13 protein-coding genes are annotated in these 17418 nt (G+C 43.4%); 12 read left to right on the top strand and 1 reads right to left on the bottom strand.

What is annotated here, in order from left to right:
- Positions 1-85 precede the first annotated feature (85 nt).
- From parE to nrdH, 12 genes are all read left to right on the top strand, one after another.
- Entirely contained in the window at positions 86-2212 is a 2127-nt protein-coding gene (gene parE / locus GCWU000182_RS07320) for a DNA topoisomerase IV subunit B (protein ID WP_023392182.1), read from the top strand.
- A gap of 2 nt (positions 2213-2214) precedes the next feature.
- On the top strand, positions 2215-4674 hold the full coding sequence (gene parC / locus GCWU000182_RS07315) for a DNA topoisomerase IV subunit A (protein WP_023392181.1): 2460 nt from the start codon (positions 2215-2217) through the stop codon (positions 4672-4674).
- Positions 4675-5095: 421 nt separating this feature from the next.
- Positions 5096-7324: a formate C-acetyltransferase gene (pflB, locus tag GCWU000182_RS07310; RefSeq protein ID WP_023392180.1), complete on the top strand. Its 2229-nt coding sequence runs from the start codon at positions 5096-5098 to the stop codon at positions 7322-7324.
- 83 nt (positions 7325-7407) lie between these two features.
- A complete protein-coding gene (pflA, locus tag GCWU000182_RS07305; protein WP_035364318.1) occupies positions 7408-8187 on the top strand; it encodes a pyruvate formate-lyase-activating protein in 780 nt (259 codons plus the stop codon).
- 208 nt (positions 8188-8395) lie between these two features.
- A complete protein-coding gene (locus GCWU000182_RS07300) occupies positions 8396-9325 on the top strand; it encodes a manganese-dependent inorganic pyrophosphatase (RefSeq protein ID WP_023392178.1) in 930 nt (309 codons plus the stop codon).
- Between the two features lie 23 nt (positions 9326-9348).
- Positions 9349-10023 carry a TlpA family protein disulfide reductase gene (locus tag GCWU000182_RS09700; protein ID WP_023392177.1) on the top strand — a complete coding sequence of 225 codons (675 nt, stop codon included), beginning with the start codon at positions 9349-9351 and terminating at the stop codon, positions 10021-10023.
- 75 nt (positions 10024-10098) lie between these two features.
- Positions 10099-11787: an Rqc2 family fibronectin-binding protein gene (locus tag GCWU000182_RS07290; protein ID WP_023392176.1), complete on the top strand. Its 1689-nt coding sequence runs from the start codon at positions 10099-10101 to the stop codon at positions 11785-11787.
- A 345-nt stretch (positions 11788-12132) separates the two neighbouring features.
- Complete coding sequence (locus GCWU000182_RS07285) at positions 12133-13113, top strand: ABC transporter substrate-binding protein (RefSeq protein ID WP_023392175.1); 981 nt, start codon at positions 12133-12135, stop codon at positions 13111-13113.
- 7 nt (positions 13114-13120) lie between these two features.
- Positions 13121-13996 carry an ABC transporter permease gene (locus tag GCWU000182_RS07280; protein ID WP_023392174.1) on the top strand — a complete coding sequence of 292 codons (876 nt, stop codon included), beginning with the start codon at positions 13121-13123 and terminating at the stop codon, positions 13994-13996.
- A 12-nt stretch (positions 13997-14008) separates the two neighbouring features.
- The gene (locus tag GCWU000182_RS07275; protein WP_023392173.1) at positions 14009-14800 is read left to right on the top strand and encodes an ABC transporter ATP-binding protein; all 792 of its coding nucleotides are present in this window, start codon (positions 14009-14011) and stop codon (positions 14798-14800) included.
- Between the two features lie 15 nt (positions 14801-14815).
- The gene (locus tag GCWU000182_RS07270) at positions 14816-15655 is read left to right on the top strand and encodes an LD-carboxypeptidase (RefSeq protein WP_035364315.1); all 840 of its coding nucleotides are present in this window, start codon (positions 14816-14818) and stop codon (positions 15653-15655) included.
- A gap of 187 nt (positions 15656-15842) precedes the next feature.
- Entirely contained in the window at positions 15843-16070 is a 228-nt protein-coding gene (nrdH, locus tag GCWU000182_RS07265; protein ID WP_023392171.1) for a glutaredoxin-like protein NrdH, read from the top strand.
- A gap of 57 nt (positions 16071-16127) precedes the next feature.
- Here the strand turns inward: nrdH and GCWU000182_RS07260 are convergent, their stop codons facing one another.
- Entirely contained in the window at positions 16128-17291 is a 1164-nt protein-coding gene (locus GCWU000182_RS07260) for a helix-turn-helix transcriptional regulator (protein ID WP_023392170.1), read from the bottom strand.
- Positions 17292-17418: the final 127 nt, after the last annotated feature.

Below are 17418 nucleotides of genomic sequence, written 5' to 3'. Positions count from 1 at the left end.
ACATCTTTCAGTTGCTATTTGGCGGATGATGCGCTAGAATGGGCCAGATGAAAGATTTAATTGAAATCTAGACCTAGTATTTGGTATGATAGAACAGTTGAAACAAAAAGTTGAGGTGACAATAGTGGCTGACAAGCAGCAATTATTAACAAATTATGGTGATGATGCCATCCAAATCCTAGAGGGTTTAGAAGCCGTACGTAAGCGTCCGGGTATGTATATCGGCTCTACTGATCAACGTGGCTTGCATCATCTTTTATATGAAATTGTGGACAATGCTGTCGATGAAGCTTTGTCAGGTTTTGCAGACCATATTAAGGTAACAATCTGTCAAGATGGCAGTGTTAAGGTTCAAGATAATGGCCGTGGTTTGCCGGTTGGCTTGCATGCTTCCGGTAAGCCAACCATTGAAGTGGTCTTTACTGTCCTCCATGCCGGTGGTAAATTTGGCCAAGGTGGTTATAAGTCTGCTGGTGGTCTTCACGGGGTAGGGGCATCTGTTGTCAACGCCCTCTCGACTTGGGTACAGGTTGAGGTGGACCGTGATGGCTATACCTATCAGATGCGCTTTGAAAATGGGGGCGTGCCGGTTACTAAACTGATTAAGACCAAGAATTCTAATAAGTCCAAACATGGGACTACCGTGCATTTTATGCCTGATAGCAAGATTTTTGGTCATGCAACCATTAATAGCGAGACTATCGCAGAACGTTTGCGTGAGTCTGCCTTTCTGCTTAAGGACTTAACCATTGAGCTAATCGATGAACGCATTGATTATCATGAAGTCTTCCACTTCAGCCAAGGTTTGATTGACTTCATTACCTATTTGAATGAAGAGAAAGATACCTTAGGAGATATCGCTGGCTTTGCTGGTGAGGTTGAGGGCTTTGAAATTGATTTTGCCTTTCAATATAATGATGGCTACTCTGAGACCATTCTATCCTTCGCCAATAATGTTCGCACAGGTGGCGGAGGGACCCATGAAGTTGGGATGAAGACCGGCATGACCAAGGCCTTCAATGACTACGCGCGTAAGGTCGGCTTGCTCAAGGACAAGGACAAAAACTTAGAAGGTTCAGATGTCAGAGAAGGGTTGACGGCTGTAATCTCCCTACGTATTCCTGAGGAATACCTTCAATTTGAAGGTCAAACCAAGGAAAAACTTGGAACGCCTAAGGCGCGTCCACTGGTAGAAAACTTCGTTAACGAGAAAATGACGGCCTATCTCAATGAGAATGGCAACTTCTCTCAGATGATTTTACGTAAGGCCATTAAGGCTCGTGAAACGCGCGAAGCGGCGCGTAAAGCTCGTGACGCGGCGCGCTCTGGTTCTAAGAAGCAGGCCCAAGAACGAGCAATTTCCGGTAAATTAACCAAGGCTCAATCAAAGGATGCCAGCAAGAACGAACTCTACCTAGTCGAAGGGGACTCTGCGGGTGGTTCAGCTAAGCTTGGCCGAAATCGCCAGTATCAAGCCATCTTACCACTTCGTGGGAAGGTCATTAACACCGAAAAAGCCTCTATGCAAGATATCCTCAAAAACGAGGAAATCAATACTATGATTTATACTATTGGGGCTGGAGTAGGAGCAGATTTTGACTTAGAATCGGTTAACTATAACAAAGTTATTATCATGACCGATGCGGACACGGATGGTGCCCACATTCAAGTCTTACTCTTAACTTTCTTCTATCGCTATATGAAGCCTTTATTAGAAGCTGGCAAGGTCTATTTGGCTATGCCTCCTCTCTTCAAGGTGTCTAAAGGGGCAGGTAAGAAACAAGTGGTGGAATATGCCTGGACTGATGAAGAACTAGCTAGCAAAATTGCTAAAGTTGGTAAAGGCTATGTCCTACAACGCTATAAAGGGCTTGGGGAAATGAATGCTGACCAGCTATGGGATACCACTATGAATCCTGAAACCCGCCTTCTGATTCGGGTGACCATTGATGATGGGGCGCGGGCGGAGCGTCGCCTGACCACTCTCATGGGCAACAAGGTAGAGCCTCGTCGTAAGTGGATTGAGCGCCATGTCAGCTTTACACTGGATACGGAGGATTCACTTCTAGAAATGTCACAAGGGCAAGAATCCAGTCATGCCCATCATGAAAGTTTAGTCAAACAGCAAGAAGGGCGCCAAGAAGCCCAAGAACCTGAGTTAATTGCCCAGGATTCCGGAGAATTTTCATTCTTTAATGATGAGGAGGTCTAAGCATGAGCCAAGAAATGATTCAAGAATTAAGCTTCGCGGATGTGATTGGGGATCGCTTTGGTCGTTATTCCAAGTACATCATTCAAGACCGGGCTTTGCCAGACATTCGTGATGGCCTCAAACCAGTTCAACGCCGAATTCTCTATGCTATGTATCGTGACCGGAACACAGCTGATAATCCTTACCGGAAATCGGCTAAAACGGTTGGTAATGTCATCGGTAACTATCATCCACATGGGGACTCTTCTGTCTATGAAGCCATGGTCCGCATGAGTCAGGACTGGAAGTTGCGTAATCCTCTGATTGATATGCATGGGAACAATGGTTCCATGGATGGGGACCCAGCCGCGGCTATGCGTTATACCGAAGCCCGCCTGTCACCTATTGCGGCTCAGTTACTGCGTGATATTAAGCAAGAAACCGTTGATTTTATCCTTAACTTCGATGATACGGAAGAGGAGCCAACGGTTCTGCCAGCACGTTTCCCTAACCTCTTAGTCAATGGGGCAACTGGGATTTCTGCTGGTTATGCCACTGAAATTCCGCCTCATAATTTAGGCGAAATCATTGATGCCGTTATCTATCTCTTAACCCACAAGCGCCCTAAGTTAGAGGAATTGTTGGACTTGGTACCAGGACCTGACTTTCCTACGGGGGCCATTATTCAGGGCATTGATGCCATTCAACAAGCCTATAAGACAGGGCAGGGGAAAATTACCCTGGTGTCGCAAACTGATATTGAGACCCTAAAAGGTGGTAAAAGTCAGATTGTGGTGACCGAATTGCCATACGAAGTCAACAAGAGCAAGCTCATTCAACGCTTAGACGAAATTCGTATTCAGCGTAAGGTAGAGGGTATCGCAGATGTTCGCGATGAATCTGACCGTAATGGGGTGCGTCTAGTAGTCGAACTTAAGCGTGACGTTGACGCTAAAGGGATTCTGACCTATCTTCTGAAACATACTGACTTGCAAGTGAACTACCATTTTAATATGGTCGCGATTAACAAAAGACGACCTGAACTGGTTAACTTACAAACCATGTTGGAAGCCTATATTAGTCACCAGCAGGAAGTCCTAACTCGTCGTACTCAGTATGATTTGGCTAACGACCAAAAACGTCTACACATCGTAGACGGCTTGATTCGGGTAGTTTCCATTCTGGATGAAGTCATTGCCACTATTCGCCGGTCTGATAATAAACAGGAAGCTAAGGAAAACTTGGTTGCCGAGTTTGATTTTTCTATGGAGCAATCGGAAGCCATCGTATCCTTACAACTCTATCGCTTAACCAATACTGACATTACGGCCTTGCAACAGGAACGATTGGAATTGAATGAGCGGATTCTGATGTATCAAAATATCCTATCCAATCCTGAAATCCTCAATAAGGTTTTGATCAACGAACTTAAAGCTATCAAAAAAGACTTTGCGACACCGCGTCGTAGTCAAATACAAGCAGAGGTTCAAAGCCTAGAAATCGATACTCATATTCTGATTCCAGACGAGCAAGTTATGGTTTCTTTGACCAAGGAAGGCTATATGAAGCGGACTAGTATGCGTTCCTTTGCCTCATCTGATCTAAATAGTTTAGGCTTACGTGACTTTGACTATCCAATTTTTGTCGAGGAACTCAGTACACATCAAGAATTAGTCATTATCACTTCAAAGGGGAATTATATCCATATTCCGGTGCATGAACTGCCTGAGGTAAAATGGAAGGATCTTGGGGTTCATCTATCCCAGAACTATCAACTTCAAGATGGCGAACGCTTTGTTAATGCCTTTGTGGCCAGCCAAGAGGAGCATAAAGTCATCTTAGCGACTAAGGCTGGTATGATTAAGCAGACGCCTTTATCAGCCTTCACAACATATCGTTCCTATAAGACTCGGACGGCTAAGGCCATGAATCTGCTGGATGATCAAGATGAAGTGGTAGCAGTAGAATGCCTTAAAGCCGGTCAAAACTATGAGGTCGTCTTGTTGTCCAGACGCTCTTATTGCTTGCGTTACTCAGCTGACTTGGTATCAGAAATGGGCCTGAAAGCCAAAGGGGTAACAGCAATTAAGTTGAAAGAAGAAGACCAGGTGGTTGCCTGCTTAGTGGTTAACCAAGAAGCAAAACGGCCACAACTCTTTGCCTTGACTCAACGAGGCAATGTGAAACGCAGCGACCTAACTGTCATACCTGAACTGGGCCGTGGCTCGCGTGGCGTCCTCTTACTAAAAGAATTAAAAACCAATCCGCATCAATTATTGAAAGTCCTAGCACTTGATAAAGCCCAGCACCAAGTCTGTCTCTTAGGGGATACAGGCCATAGTGTCGTCTTTGCTGCTAGTGAGATTCCTTTGTCGGATCGTCTTGCTAACGGCTCGCAAGCGCCTGATTTAGCCAAATTAGGTCATATCTTAGATTGCTATCTAGTCTTGGACATCCAGTCTCAGGCTTCTGATGCAAATTAGTTTTTTTGAACCATCGTCTCAACAGGCGATGGTTATTTTTTTGCTTAGACTTTGTGCAAGATAGTAAGGGTAGGCTAATAAAGTTTGTTCATTTTACTAGTAGAAGCTAATTGATTGATCTTAGCCTGGCCTGTCATAGAATTTTTGTAAGAAAAAGAAAACGTATCAGATCAGGGAAAGAAGCAAATGTACTAATACAGATGACAAATTTAGGCCAAACAGAATTAGTACAGGATAGATATTTCACAAACTTTTGCACAATCTGCGCGACTTTGTGAAACCGGTGTAAACCTTGATATAACAAGATATTTAACTTTATGTTTCTGAGCTAAAGGGCTTGCATTTTAAAATGTGAGTGTTATAATGAACATATAAAAGTTGTTGTACTAGATAGTTTACAATTCAGTTAAGGAGGATATCTATGGAACAATGGCAAGGCTTTAAAGGTAAAAAATGGCAGGAAGAAATCGACGTGCGCGATTTCATCCAACAAAACTATACCCTCTATGAAGGAGACGATAGTTTCTTAGCAGGTCCTACCCAAGCTACCAAAGACTTATGGGCCCAAGTAATGGACTTAAACAAGCAAGAACGTGAAGCGGGTGGTGTCTTAGACACTGATACTTCTGTTGTATCTACCATCACTTCTCACGGTCCTGGTTACTTAGATAAAGACAAGGAACAAGTGGTTGGTTTCCAAACTGACAAACCATTCAAACGTGGTTTGCAACCATTTGGTGGGATTCGTATGTCTGAGAAAGCGGCTGAATCTTATGGCTTCCATGTTGATCCAGAAGTTTCTCACATCTTTACTGAATACCGCAAAACGCATAACCAAGGTGTATTTGATGTTTATACGCCAGAAATGCGTGCAGCTCGTAAATCTGGGATCATCACTGGTTTACCAGATGCTTACGGTCGTGGCCGTATCATCGGTGACTACCGTCGTGTTGCCCTCTACGGTGTTGACCGCTTGATGGAAGAAAAACTCAAAGACTACAACAACATCGGTTGCGATGTTATGACTAATGACATCTTACAATTGCGTGAAGAATTGTCAGAACAATATCGTTCATTGAAAGACCTTAAGAAATTAGGGGAAATCTACGGCTTTGATATTTCTAAACCAGCCACTACTGCTAAAGAAGCTTTCCAATGGCTTTACTTAGCATACTTAGCAGCTATCAAAGAACAAAACGGGGCAGCTATGTCCTTGGGTCGCACTTCTACCTTCTTAGACATCTATGTAGAACGTGACTTACGCAATGGCACTTTGACAGAAGAAGAAGCGCAAGAATTGGTTGACCACTTCATCATGAAGTTACGTTTAGTTAAATTCATGCGTACACCTGAATATAACGAACTCTTCTCTGGGGACCCAACCTGGGTAACTGAATCCATTGCCGGTGTTGGCTTGGATGGTCGTCCATTGGTAACTAAGAACTCCTTCCGTTACCTCCACACCTTATCTAACTTAGGTCCAGCACCAGAACCAAACTTAACGGTTCTCTGGTCACCACAGTTAACTGATGGCTTCAAGACCTTTGCAGCTAAGATGTCTATCGAATCTTCAGCTATTCAATACGAAAACGACGAAGTAATGCGTCCACAATATGGTGATGACTATGCCATTGCCTGCTGTGTATCTGCAATGCGTGTTGGTAAACAAATGCAATTCTTCGGCGCTCGTGCTAACTTAGCTAAGTGCTTGCTATACGCAATCAACGGTGGTATCGACGAAAAATCTAAAGCCCAAGTAGGTCCTAAGTTCCAACCAGTCACTTCTGAATACCTAGACTTTGATGAAGTAATGGAAAAATATGATGATATGATGGAATGGTTGGCAGGTCTTTATGTCAATGCCCTCAACTGTATCCACTACATGCACGACAAGTACAGCTATGAACGCATTCAAATGGCGGTTCAAGATACCTACATTCACCGTACTATGGCGACAGGTATCGCTGGATTCTCTGTTGCGGCTGACTCCTTGTCTGCTATCAAATACGGCAAAGTTAAGACTGTCCGTGACGAAAACGGCGTTGTAGTTGACTTTGAAGTAGAAGGCGACTTCCCTAAATATGGGAACAACGATGACCGCGTAGATACATTGGCGGTTGATCTCTTGAAACGCTTCATGACTAAAGTTAAGAAGCACCCAACCTACCGCAATGCGCAACATACTACTTCTATCTTAACCATCACTTCTAACGTTGTATATGGTAAGAAGACTGGTAACACACCTGATGGTCGTCGCGCAGGTCAACCATTTGCACCAGGTGCTAACCCAATGCACGGTCGTGACACTCACGGGGCTTTGGCTTCCTTATCATCTGTTGCGAAAGTACCATACTCTTACGCATTAGACGGTATTTCTAACACCTTCTCCATCATCCCACGTGCCTTAGGGAAGGAAGAAGATGTGCAACAAGAAAACTTATCCAACATGTTGGATGGTTACTCTAAAAAAGGTGGTCACCACCTCAACATCAACGTATTCAATCGTGACACCTTAGTGGATGCGATGGAACACCCAGAGAACTACCCACAATTAACCATTCGGGTATCTGGTTACGCCGTTAACTTCATTAAGTTGACTCGTGAACAACAATTAGACGTTATCAACCGGACTATGCATAGCCAAATGTAATAGTCACGTCTTGACTGGGAAAAGTGACGGGGCGACTCGTCGCTTTTGCCCTTTATATAGCGATAGGTAAGGAGATAAATGCAATGCAATTTGGGAACACAGCCACAACACAAGTAATTGGTCATGTCCATTCAACCGAAAGTTTTGGGTCCGTGGATGGCCCAGGCATTCGATTTATTACCTTCATGCAGGGCTGCCGCCTACGTTGCGAATTTTGCCACAACCCTGATACTTGGGCGACGCGTGGGGGACATGACTATACGCCGCAACAACTCTTTGACGAGGCCGTTCAATACCAAGATTTCTGGGGTAAGAAGGGTGGCGTTACGGTCAGTGGGGGAGAACCTCTCTTACAGATTGACTTCATTATTGAATACTTTAAAATCTGTAAAGCTAACGGGATCCATACTACCCTAGACTCATGTGGTGGGCCCTTCACCCGTAAGGAGCCATTCTTTAGTAAATTCAATGAGCTACTTAAGTACACGGATTTAATTCTATTGGACCTTAAGCATATTGATTCAGATGGCCACCGTAAGTTGACTGGTCAGCCAAATGAGAACATTCTGGATTTGGCTCACTATTTATCGGATATTGGTCAACCAGTATGGATTCGCCATGTCTTGGTACCTGAACGGACTGACTTTGATGAATATTTAATTCGGCTCAGCGCCTTCGTTAAGACGCTTAAGAACGTCTTGAAATTTGAAGTCTTACCTTATCATAAGTTAGGGGTTTACAAGTACGAAGCCCTGGGGATTAAGTACCGGTTGGCGGGGATTGAACCTCCAACACCAGATCGGGTGGAAAATGCCAAGCGTATTCTAGAAACCGCCTCTTATCGCGGTTATCTAACAGCCTAAAGATTAAAATAGCCTTTAGTGATTTTCTATCACTAGAGGCTATTTATTTTTGTGCACAAGTCATAGGCGGAAAATTTGCTAAAAGAGTTGTGAAAGCGTAAAATAAAAGGGTATGAGGGACTTTGCCTGGACCTCTTTGGGGCTATAATTTTTCCCAGTTACATGTTAAAATTAAGGCAGTAATTATCTTATAGGAGGATCCACTGACATGACCCAATATTTAGTTTTCGGACATAAAAATCCAGACACTGACACCATTGCATCTGCTATTGCTTTTGCCTACTACCTCAATCAAAAAGGCCACCAAGCTGAGGCGGTGACACTTGGTACACCTAATGAGGAAACGGCTTTTGCCCTTGACTACTTCAAGGCTCAAGCACCTCGTGTGATTGAATCAGCGGCAGGAACTGGTGCCCACGTGGCCCTAGTGGACCATAATGAAGCCAGCCAGTCTATTGATGATTTAGCTGAGTTAACAGTAGACTACGTCATTGACCACCACCGGATTGGTTTTGAGTCTGCACAACCATTATACTATCGTTGTGAGCCAATCGGCTGTACTGCTACTGTCCTTTACAAGATGTTTGGCGAAGCAGGGATTGAAATTCCAGCGCAAATTGCTGGTCTCATGCTGTCTGCTATTATCTCAGATAGCTTACTCTTCAAATCACCAACTTGCACGCCAGAAGATGTAGATGCAGCACAAGCTTTAGCAACATTGGCGGGTGTTGATGCACAAGTCTATGGTTTGGATTTATTGAAGGCTGGGACTAACTTAGCAAGCAAATCCGAAGAAACCTTACTCAACTTAGATGCTAAGAGCTTTGACATGAATGGCCACCAAGTACGGATTGCCCAAGTCAATGCCATTGGTTTTTCTGATCTCTTGGCTCGTAAAGAAGCCTTATTAAAGGCTATGCAAGCGGAAGTTGAGGCAAAAGGCTATGAACTCTTTCTCTTAGTAGTCACAGACGTCTTAGATAGTAACTCCTTTGGGTTAGTTGTAGGCCAAGATGTATCTGCTTTGGAAGCCGCTTTTGGTCAGAAGGTAGTGGACCAACAACTAGAACTGCCAGGGGTAGTATCACGTAAAAAACAAATTGTACCACCATTAACTGATAGCTATGCAGCTCGCTAGTTATCTGCCGAAAGGGAGCTTTTATGAACAAAATTAAGAAATTACTTTATCCAGTATTACTTGTCTTAGGTTTAATAGTGGTTGGGGCTAGTATCTGGCTAGCCAACCAATCCAATCAAGAATCAGCTTCAGTAGCCGTGTCTACTAACTCATCTGAGGCATCTAGCTCACAAGTTGCCAAGGCAGATTCGTCTTCTAGTGAGACTGCTAGTTCTACATCGTCTAGTAGTCAGGCTGTGCGTGGGGTAAATAAACCTGAACGTAAGGGACCATCTGCACCTGATACTAAATTGCTAGATGAATTGGGCAATACCATTGCTTTGTCATCAAAATTTGGCAAACCAACTATTATCAATATTTGGGCTTCTTGGTGCCCACCTTGTCGGGAAGAGATGCCTTATTTTCTAGAAGCCTACCGTCAATACGGCGATAAAGTAAATTTCGTTATGATTAATGCAACCGGTAGTCATCCGGACGAAACAGCAGAGAAGGCACAAGCCTATCTGAAAGAGGCTGGCTTGACTGACTTACCAATTTATTATGACGATCAACGTCAGAACCAAATTGCTTTTAATGCAGTAAGCCTACCAACTACCTATATTCTCAACGCCAAAGGCGAAATTATCAAGCGCGGGCAAGGTTCTGTCCCTCGCGAAGAGCTCTTCAAGGTGCTAGAGCAAATGGTGGCTGAGCAGTAGTTTAAGTGACTCATACTAAGAACAGTGCTTAAGGCGCTGTTCTTTTATTCAAGATTTAAGGAAGGATGTGATTGAATGAGTTTTGATGGTTTTCTAACTCATGCCTTGGTTAAGGAGCTAGGTGCTCACTTGATAGGAGGGAAAGTTGCTAAAATTTATCAACCCTTTGAGCAAGAATTGCAGCTAGTCGTTCGATCACAACGCCAAAATTTCCGTCTTCTGGTTTCTATCCATCCTCAATACTATCGCCTACATTTGACGGATGAGCGTCCCTCTAACCCTGAACACGCGCCAATGTTCTGCATGCTCTTGCGTAAACATTTAGAACAAGCCGTTTTGCTGGATATTCAACAAGTTGAGAACGACCGGATTCTTGAGCTGCATTTTACGGGACGAGATGAGTTGGGGGATAGCCAGGTCTATCGCTTGATTATTGAACTAATGGGGCGACATTCTAATGTTATCCTGGTTAATGTTATTGACTGTCTTAAGCACGTCCCAATGGCCTTAAATTCCTATCGTTTGTTGCAACCTGGCGCTGACTATCGTCGGCCACCTCAAGATGAGCATCAAGTTAACTTGTTTAAGCTCAGCCAAGCAGAAAGAACAGAATTAGCAGAACACTTAGCAAGTGCAACAAGCCCAGGGCAGGTCCAAGCTCGCATACAAGGACTGGGTCGACTGGCTAGTCAATCCTTCTTGGCTCAAGTCCAAGAAGGAGCAAGTTGGGATAAGCTGCTAGCTGATTTCTGCCAGACTGTGGATGCCGGAGGAGCCTATTTCTTGGAGGCTGATAAACCTGATTTTTATATGACGCCTTTGCCTGCTGTCGCTGGCCAATGGATAGCCCATGAGACATTGTCAGGCTTGATTGCTTTCTATTATGCAGAGCGTGTTCGACTGGACCGTATTAAGCAAATGACGGGAGATTTAAACCAACGTTTACAGTACTTAATCGACCGTAACCAACTTAAACTGGCTAATTTGGATAAAGATCAAGCTGTGGCTTCTGAATCAGAAAGCTATCGCATCAAAGGGGAATTGCTCTCTGCCTACGCCTATCAAATCCAAAAAGGGCAGACTCAGGTTGCTTTACCAAATTATTATGATAATGATCAAGTCATCGAGATAGAATTGGATCCTCGCAAGACAGCTATTGAGAATAGTCAAGCCTATTTCAAGCGTTATACCAAGTACCGCGATGCGCTCAAGCATATTGCGCTTCAACGTCAACTTGCGCAAGAAGAAATCGCTTATTTGGAGTCAGTGCAAGTACAGCTTAGCCGTGCTGACCTCCAGGATGTAGCACAAATACGGCTAGAATTAGCTGAGCAAGGCTACCTAAGTGCCAAGCAACAAAATCTCAAAAAACGTCGTCAGGAGAAGGGCTTGGGCCCTCGGCTTTATCAAGCAAGTGATGGGACCCGAATCTTAGTAGGGCGCAATAATCTTCAGAATGATCAGCTCAGCTTGAAACAGGCCAATAAGAACTTCTGGTGGCTACATGCTAAGAATATTCCTGGTTCACATGTCATTATTGAATCTGACCAGCCTTCAGATACAACCCTAACAGAAGCGGCCATGCTAGCAGCTTATTATTCTAAATTTCAGCAGTCAGCCAATGTTCCAGTAGACTACTTGCAGGTCAAGCATCTTCGAAAGCCAAATGGTGCTAAACCTGGTTATGTCATCTATGAGGGTCAGAAAACCTTGAGCGTAACGCCAAGTTCGGAAGCCGTTGAAGCTATGGAAATCAAAGATTAAATTTTTTTCTGAATTAGTCTTGACACTGCTTGTAAACAAGGTTAAACTAGGATTATAAAATAATGAAAGGTTGAGGCAAATGTTTCAAAGTCAAACACAAGCAACAAAATACTGGCAATTCTGGCATAGATAGGTTGTAGACTTGGAACATTTCCAATGGATACAGCCCAGTTTAACATACTGCTGTATCTATGTAGCCTAACACCTCTGTTTACTGCATAGACACTGAGTCAAGACTATGCGTAGATGATCCAGAGGTTTTTAGATAGGACTTCTAATCCGACGCATAGCTGGCGTCGGATTTTTTGTTGCTAACTAATTCTGATTAGAAAAAGGAGATTTATTATGAAAAAAGTAGTTAAATTTGTCGCACTATTCTTTGCTTTAATTCTTATTGCTGGCCAAGGCCTAGTGGCGCATGCAGCACCTGCCAAATTAAAAGTTGCCATCGTTCAACTTGTGACCCATCCATCTTTGGATGAAATTACCAGTGGGATTAAGGAATCTCTCGCTAGCCATGGCTACAAGGAAGGGGATAACCTTGAAATCGACTTTCAAAATGCAGAAGGGGACATGAATCTACTTCATAACATTTCAGAAGAAGTAGTGGCTAAGGAACCGGATTTAATCTTTGCTATTACTACTCCAGTGGCACAATCCTTACAACAAGCTACTAACAAAATTCCTATCGTTTTAGCTGGTATCACGGATCCTGTCAGCGCTAAATTAGTGACAGCCTTAGACAAGACAGACGCGAATATCACTGGGGTTAGTGACTTTGCACCTTTAGAAGACCTCTTCAAGCAATTTAAGTCTCTTGACTTAGATGTTAAAACCATTGGGATGATGTACACTACTAGCGAAGACAATGCCAAGGCTGAAGTAGAAAAAGCCAAAGCTATTGCTGAAAAATTAGGCTACAAGGTGGAAGTCAAGACCATTGACTCAACTAATGACATGGCTTTAGTTGCTGAAGAATTGGCAAGCAAGAGCCAAGCTATCTTCATTCCAACGGATAACACCATTGCGAGTTCAATTAGCACACTGCTAGATGTTACTGACAAGGCCAAGATTCCGGTTCTTCCAACTTACGAGAAGGCAGTTAAAGAAGGGGCCCTCTTGTCAGTCGCCATCAGCCAAACGAATATTGGTAAGCAGTCAGCAGATTTAGGTCTCAAAATTATTGATGGTACCAAGATTTCTGATTTACCAATCGAATTTGCCAAGGAGACAGTCAAAGTCTACAACGGGCAAACTGTAGAGAAGCTAGGCATTAAATTACCAAGCGACCTAAGCTCTCAATTTAAGGACTTAAGTAAGGAGTAATTTCTATATGGGAATTTATTATAGTGCCATCGCTCAGGGGCTGCTATACAGCCTCATGGGGATTGGGCTTTACATTACCTTTCGTATTCTGAACTTTGCCGATCTGACCAGTGAAGCTTCCTTCGCGGTTGGGGCGGCAGTCGCAGTCAAAACCTTAACCCTAGGCTTGCACCCTGTCTTGTCCCTGATCACTGCTTTTGTGGCAGGGATGCTGACAGGTTTGGTCACTGGGCTTTTGATGACCTATTTCGAAATCCCATCCCTCTTAGCGGGAATTATTACCTTAACGGCCTTTTATTCTATCAACCTACGTATTATGGAACGGGCCAACTTGAGTTTGCGCCAGGTTAAGACTCTTTATGATTTATTAACTAACCTATTAGCAGATTCTACCAGTCGAATTTTCCTGGTGGGTATTATTCTGACCTTGATTGTTATTCTATTGCTTGGCTACTTCTTTAAGACTGATTTGGGCCAGTCAATGGTGGCTTCTGGTGATAATGAAGTCATGGCTCACAGTTTGGGGATTTCGGTTAAGTTAATGAAATGCTTAGCCCTCATGGCTTCCAACGGAATTATTGCGATGAGCGGAGCTTTAATTGCCCAACAAAATGGTTATGCTGATGTGGACATGGGGACTGGAACCGTGATTATCGCACTTTCTTCCATCATTATTGGGGAAATGCTCTTCAAGCAACTGACCCTCACCATGCGCCTCGGTGCTATTGTTTTGGGTTCCGTCCTATATCGCTTGCTCTTGGTAGCCGTGCTCAAGCTAGGCTTCTTGCCATCTGACTTCCGCTTGATTTCAGCCTTAGTCTTAGCCATTTTCTTGGCCTTGCCAGCGATGCGCAAGAAAATCCAAGCTAAAAAATTAGGATAGGGGGATTGGATTATGACCATACAACTCGATGTACAAGCTATTAGCAAGACCTTCTATCGCATGCAGGATAGTCCTTTACAGGTATTGAGCGATATTTCTTTCCAAGTCAAAAAGGGCGAAATACTGGGAATTATTGGGACTAACGGGGCAGGAAAGTCTACCTTACTTAACTGCTTGACTGGCCATACACCTGTAACCTCAGGTAGTATTCTACTAAATGGCCAAGTCATTAGTAACCAAGCTGAAAGCAAAAATGCAGCCCTCATTAGCCGCATTTTCCAAGATCCTCGTATGGGGACTGCCCCACGTATGACGGTCTTCGAGAATCTTATGCTAGCCTCTAGGCGGGGGCAAAAACCTGGCTTTAAGCGGTCACTTACCAAGGATAATTATGAGGCCATGAGAAATTTACTGGCTCAATTCCATTTGGAGCTAGAAAATCGCTTAAATGTGCCAATTGAAGCCCTATCTGGTGGTCAACGCCAAGCCATCGCCTTAATCATGGCAACCCTTAAAAGACCAGAACTCTTACTCTTAGATGAGCATACGGCTGCTTTGGATCCGCGTACCTCCCGTCAGGTTATGCAAATGACCTCTGACTTGATCGAGAAGGAAGGCTTGACGGCGCTGATGATTACGCATCAGTTACCTGATGCCATTCAATATTGCGACCGTATTTTGCTCATGCACAAGGGGCAGATTCAACATATCTATGACCAAAATGAAGTCAAGACTTTAACGGCGCCTGTCCTTTATCGCCATCTGGAAGACTTGATTGAGGCTGAAGCCCAAGCTAGTTTCTAAGGAAAGGAAATGCTTATGAAACTCTTAACAGGTCGCCACGTAGTGCTTTTAGGATGTTCTAATGGTAAAGCCAAGACCCTGCAAGCACAAGACAATCTGGATGCCTTAGTCAAGCTTCTGTCCCATCAATATGGTGCCAAGGTTTCGGTTAGGCCTAGCATTTGGCTAGATGAGAAAACAGGTGATCACTGCTCAGCTCCGCAAAGAGCTGACTATTTAGCTCAGGCTCTAGCGGATTCTGAGGTCGACTGGATTATGGATTTAACAGGTGGGGACTTAGCTAATCAGACCCTAGCGGCTTTACCGGAAGCATTTTTCCAACACTTAAAGCGCGACAAGCCTGTCTATTATATGGGTTACAGTGACAATAGCGTGATGCTTAATGCCTGTTTGGCTCATGACATGATTCTGCCAGTGAATTTCTTTCCTCTGGCCTTGGTGTTAGATACTGCCTCGCGTGCCAATTTTGAGTCCTTCTTGCAAAATAAGTTTGAAAACCATTTGGAAGCCTTTGGTGGGAATATTCGTTGTTTTCTCAAACTAGCTGGTACTAGCTTTTGGCCACAAGAGATAGTGGGGCGACGCTTATACCTAGAAGCTAGTTCTGGTTCCTTAGAACGAATTCAGTCCCTAATCGTACAGCTTAGTCAGCTAGTTAACTTGGATGATTTAGGCGAAATTTGTCTGGGACAATTCAATGAATTAGACGATAGGGGGCAGCGACCAATTTTAGTGGACTATCTTAGTAGTATGACTAAGACACTGATCACTCAAAATTCTGAACTAGGTCATCGTTTTCCACTAAAACCTTTCATTTACCATGTAATTGAGGATGATTTTGAGCTTAATCACTAAAAATGATTATTGACTTCTCAAAAAATGACTGAACGTTTACTTGACTTATATCGGGGAATGTTCGTGAGGCGACACTATATATAGTAGGTAAAATTTATTAAACCAAAAATTTTCACTAGATATAGATTGCCTTTTTCTTCCAATCGGGTTATGATAGTAAAGTAAATTCGAAGGGGGGATCCTACTCATGAACAAAATTACGGTATATTCCAAACCAAACTGTATGCAATGCGATTTTACTAAGCGTTTCTTAGATCAACACAATCTAGAATACACTGCAGTAGACGTTATGCAAGATAGCGAGGCCCTAGCTCGTGTCCAAGCACTTGGCTTCCAATCCTTGCCTGTTGTAGTAGCTGACGGCATCGAACCATTCTTTGGTTTCCGTCCAGACATGCTAGAAAAACTAGCTTAAGACTTATAATAAAAGACCCGCCTAGTCCAAAGTTGGAGACAGGCGGGGCTTTTATCTTTATTTGAGGAGTTGTTTGGCGTAATGGGATGGACTCATACCGTACTCTTGGGTAAAAACTCGAGAGAAATACTGGAGCGAGCCGTAGCCCAAAGTTTCAGCAATCTCAGATAGGGTTAATTTTGATTCCTTAATTAAGAGCTTGCTACGTTTGAGTCGAAGCTGGTTAATATAGTTTTTAGGCGTCATATTGGCGTACTTTTTAAATAGTAGCTGTAGGGTAGAGCGAGATAAATTGAAGTGATTGACCAAATCATTAACCTGGTTCTCAGCTTCCACATGATGGTGAAGATAATCCACGATGGATTGGAATAGCTCATTCTCGTAATTCTCGCGCATAGAAGTGCTGGGCTCATCATAAAAAGCCTGATCGCTCTTAAGCATCTGGATAATGACCGACTTAAAGAGCGTAATCATTTCATCAGCATAGAATGGCGCCCCAGGATGATTGGATAGCTCAACCATTTTTTCGATGACCTGGGTATAGTGATTGCTGAGGTGGACAATCTTATTCTTGAGCTCGGGACTAATGCCACTAGCCTGAAACATAATGGATAGATAGGTGGACACACCGTCGCGTTTAACCATTTGACTATGACGCTGCTTAGGATAGTAGAGCATACAATCGTGGCGCTTGGCCGTGTGCTTGACTCCGTCAACTTCGTGGACTAGTTCGCCTTGGTCGACAATGGTCATCTCAAAATAGTCGTGTTGGTCATTACTGAAGCGATAGGGCGCTGTCTTAACCTGGTAGAAAAAGCCATAAACTTTCTCAATTTTAATCTCTTCTACAAAATCCCGCACCTTAAGGGCTTGTTTAGCAGGTACTAATTCTGGTTGGTGATTAAAGCGCGGCTCTAAAATAATACTACATTCATCCGTAATAGAGAGAATATTAAAACAGATGTTGGCATGCAGCTCGATAGAGCCTTGAAGAACAAACTCCTGATAGGTATCTACTAGATAGGGATTATGGGTCATAATAATGAGAGCAATCCCGCTTTTAGCAGTAATGGTCACCGTATCAGGAAACTTAAGAAAACTATCTGACTTCTGGCGATTAATAGTCAAGGACTTCTTATGGTGCTTCTGACCATCCATGTCAAAATTAGTGAGGGAATCAAAATAGTCAGCATGAGCAAAGGCAGACGTCTTAATATACATAGGTTCACCCCTTTGTTTTTTCGGGCATTTACTCTTTTAGTATACCTCAATTTTGGTTATTAATCACTAAAAATGTCCTAAAAGTTAAAAAGGATAAATTAAAAATGGCTAAGATTCAGTCAATAGA

The organism is Abiotrophia defectiva ATCC 49176 (genome assembly GCF_000160075.2).
In the GTDB taxonomy this organism is placed as follows: domain Bacteria; phylum Bacillota; class Bacilli; order Lactobacillales; family Aerococcaceae; genus Abiotrophia; species Abiotrophia defectiva.
Note: the sequence above shows the minus strand (reverse complement) of the source record. Positions and strands in the feature narration are given on the sequence as shown.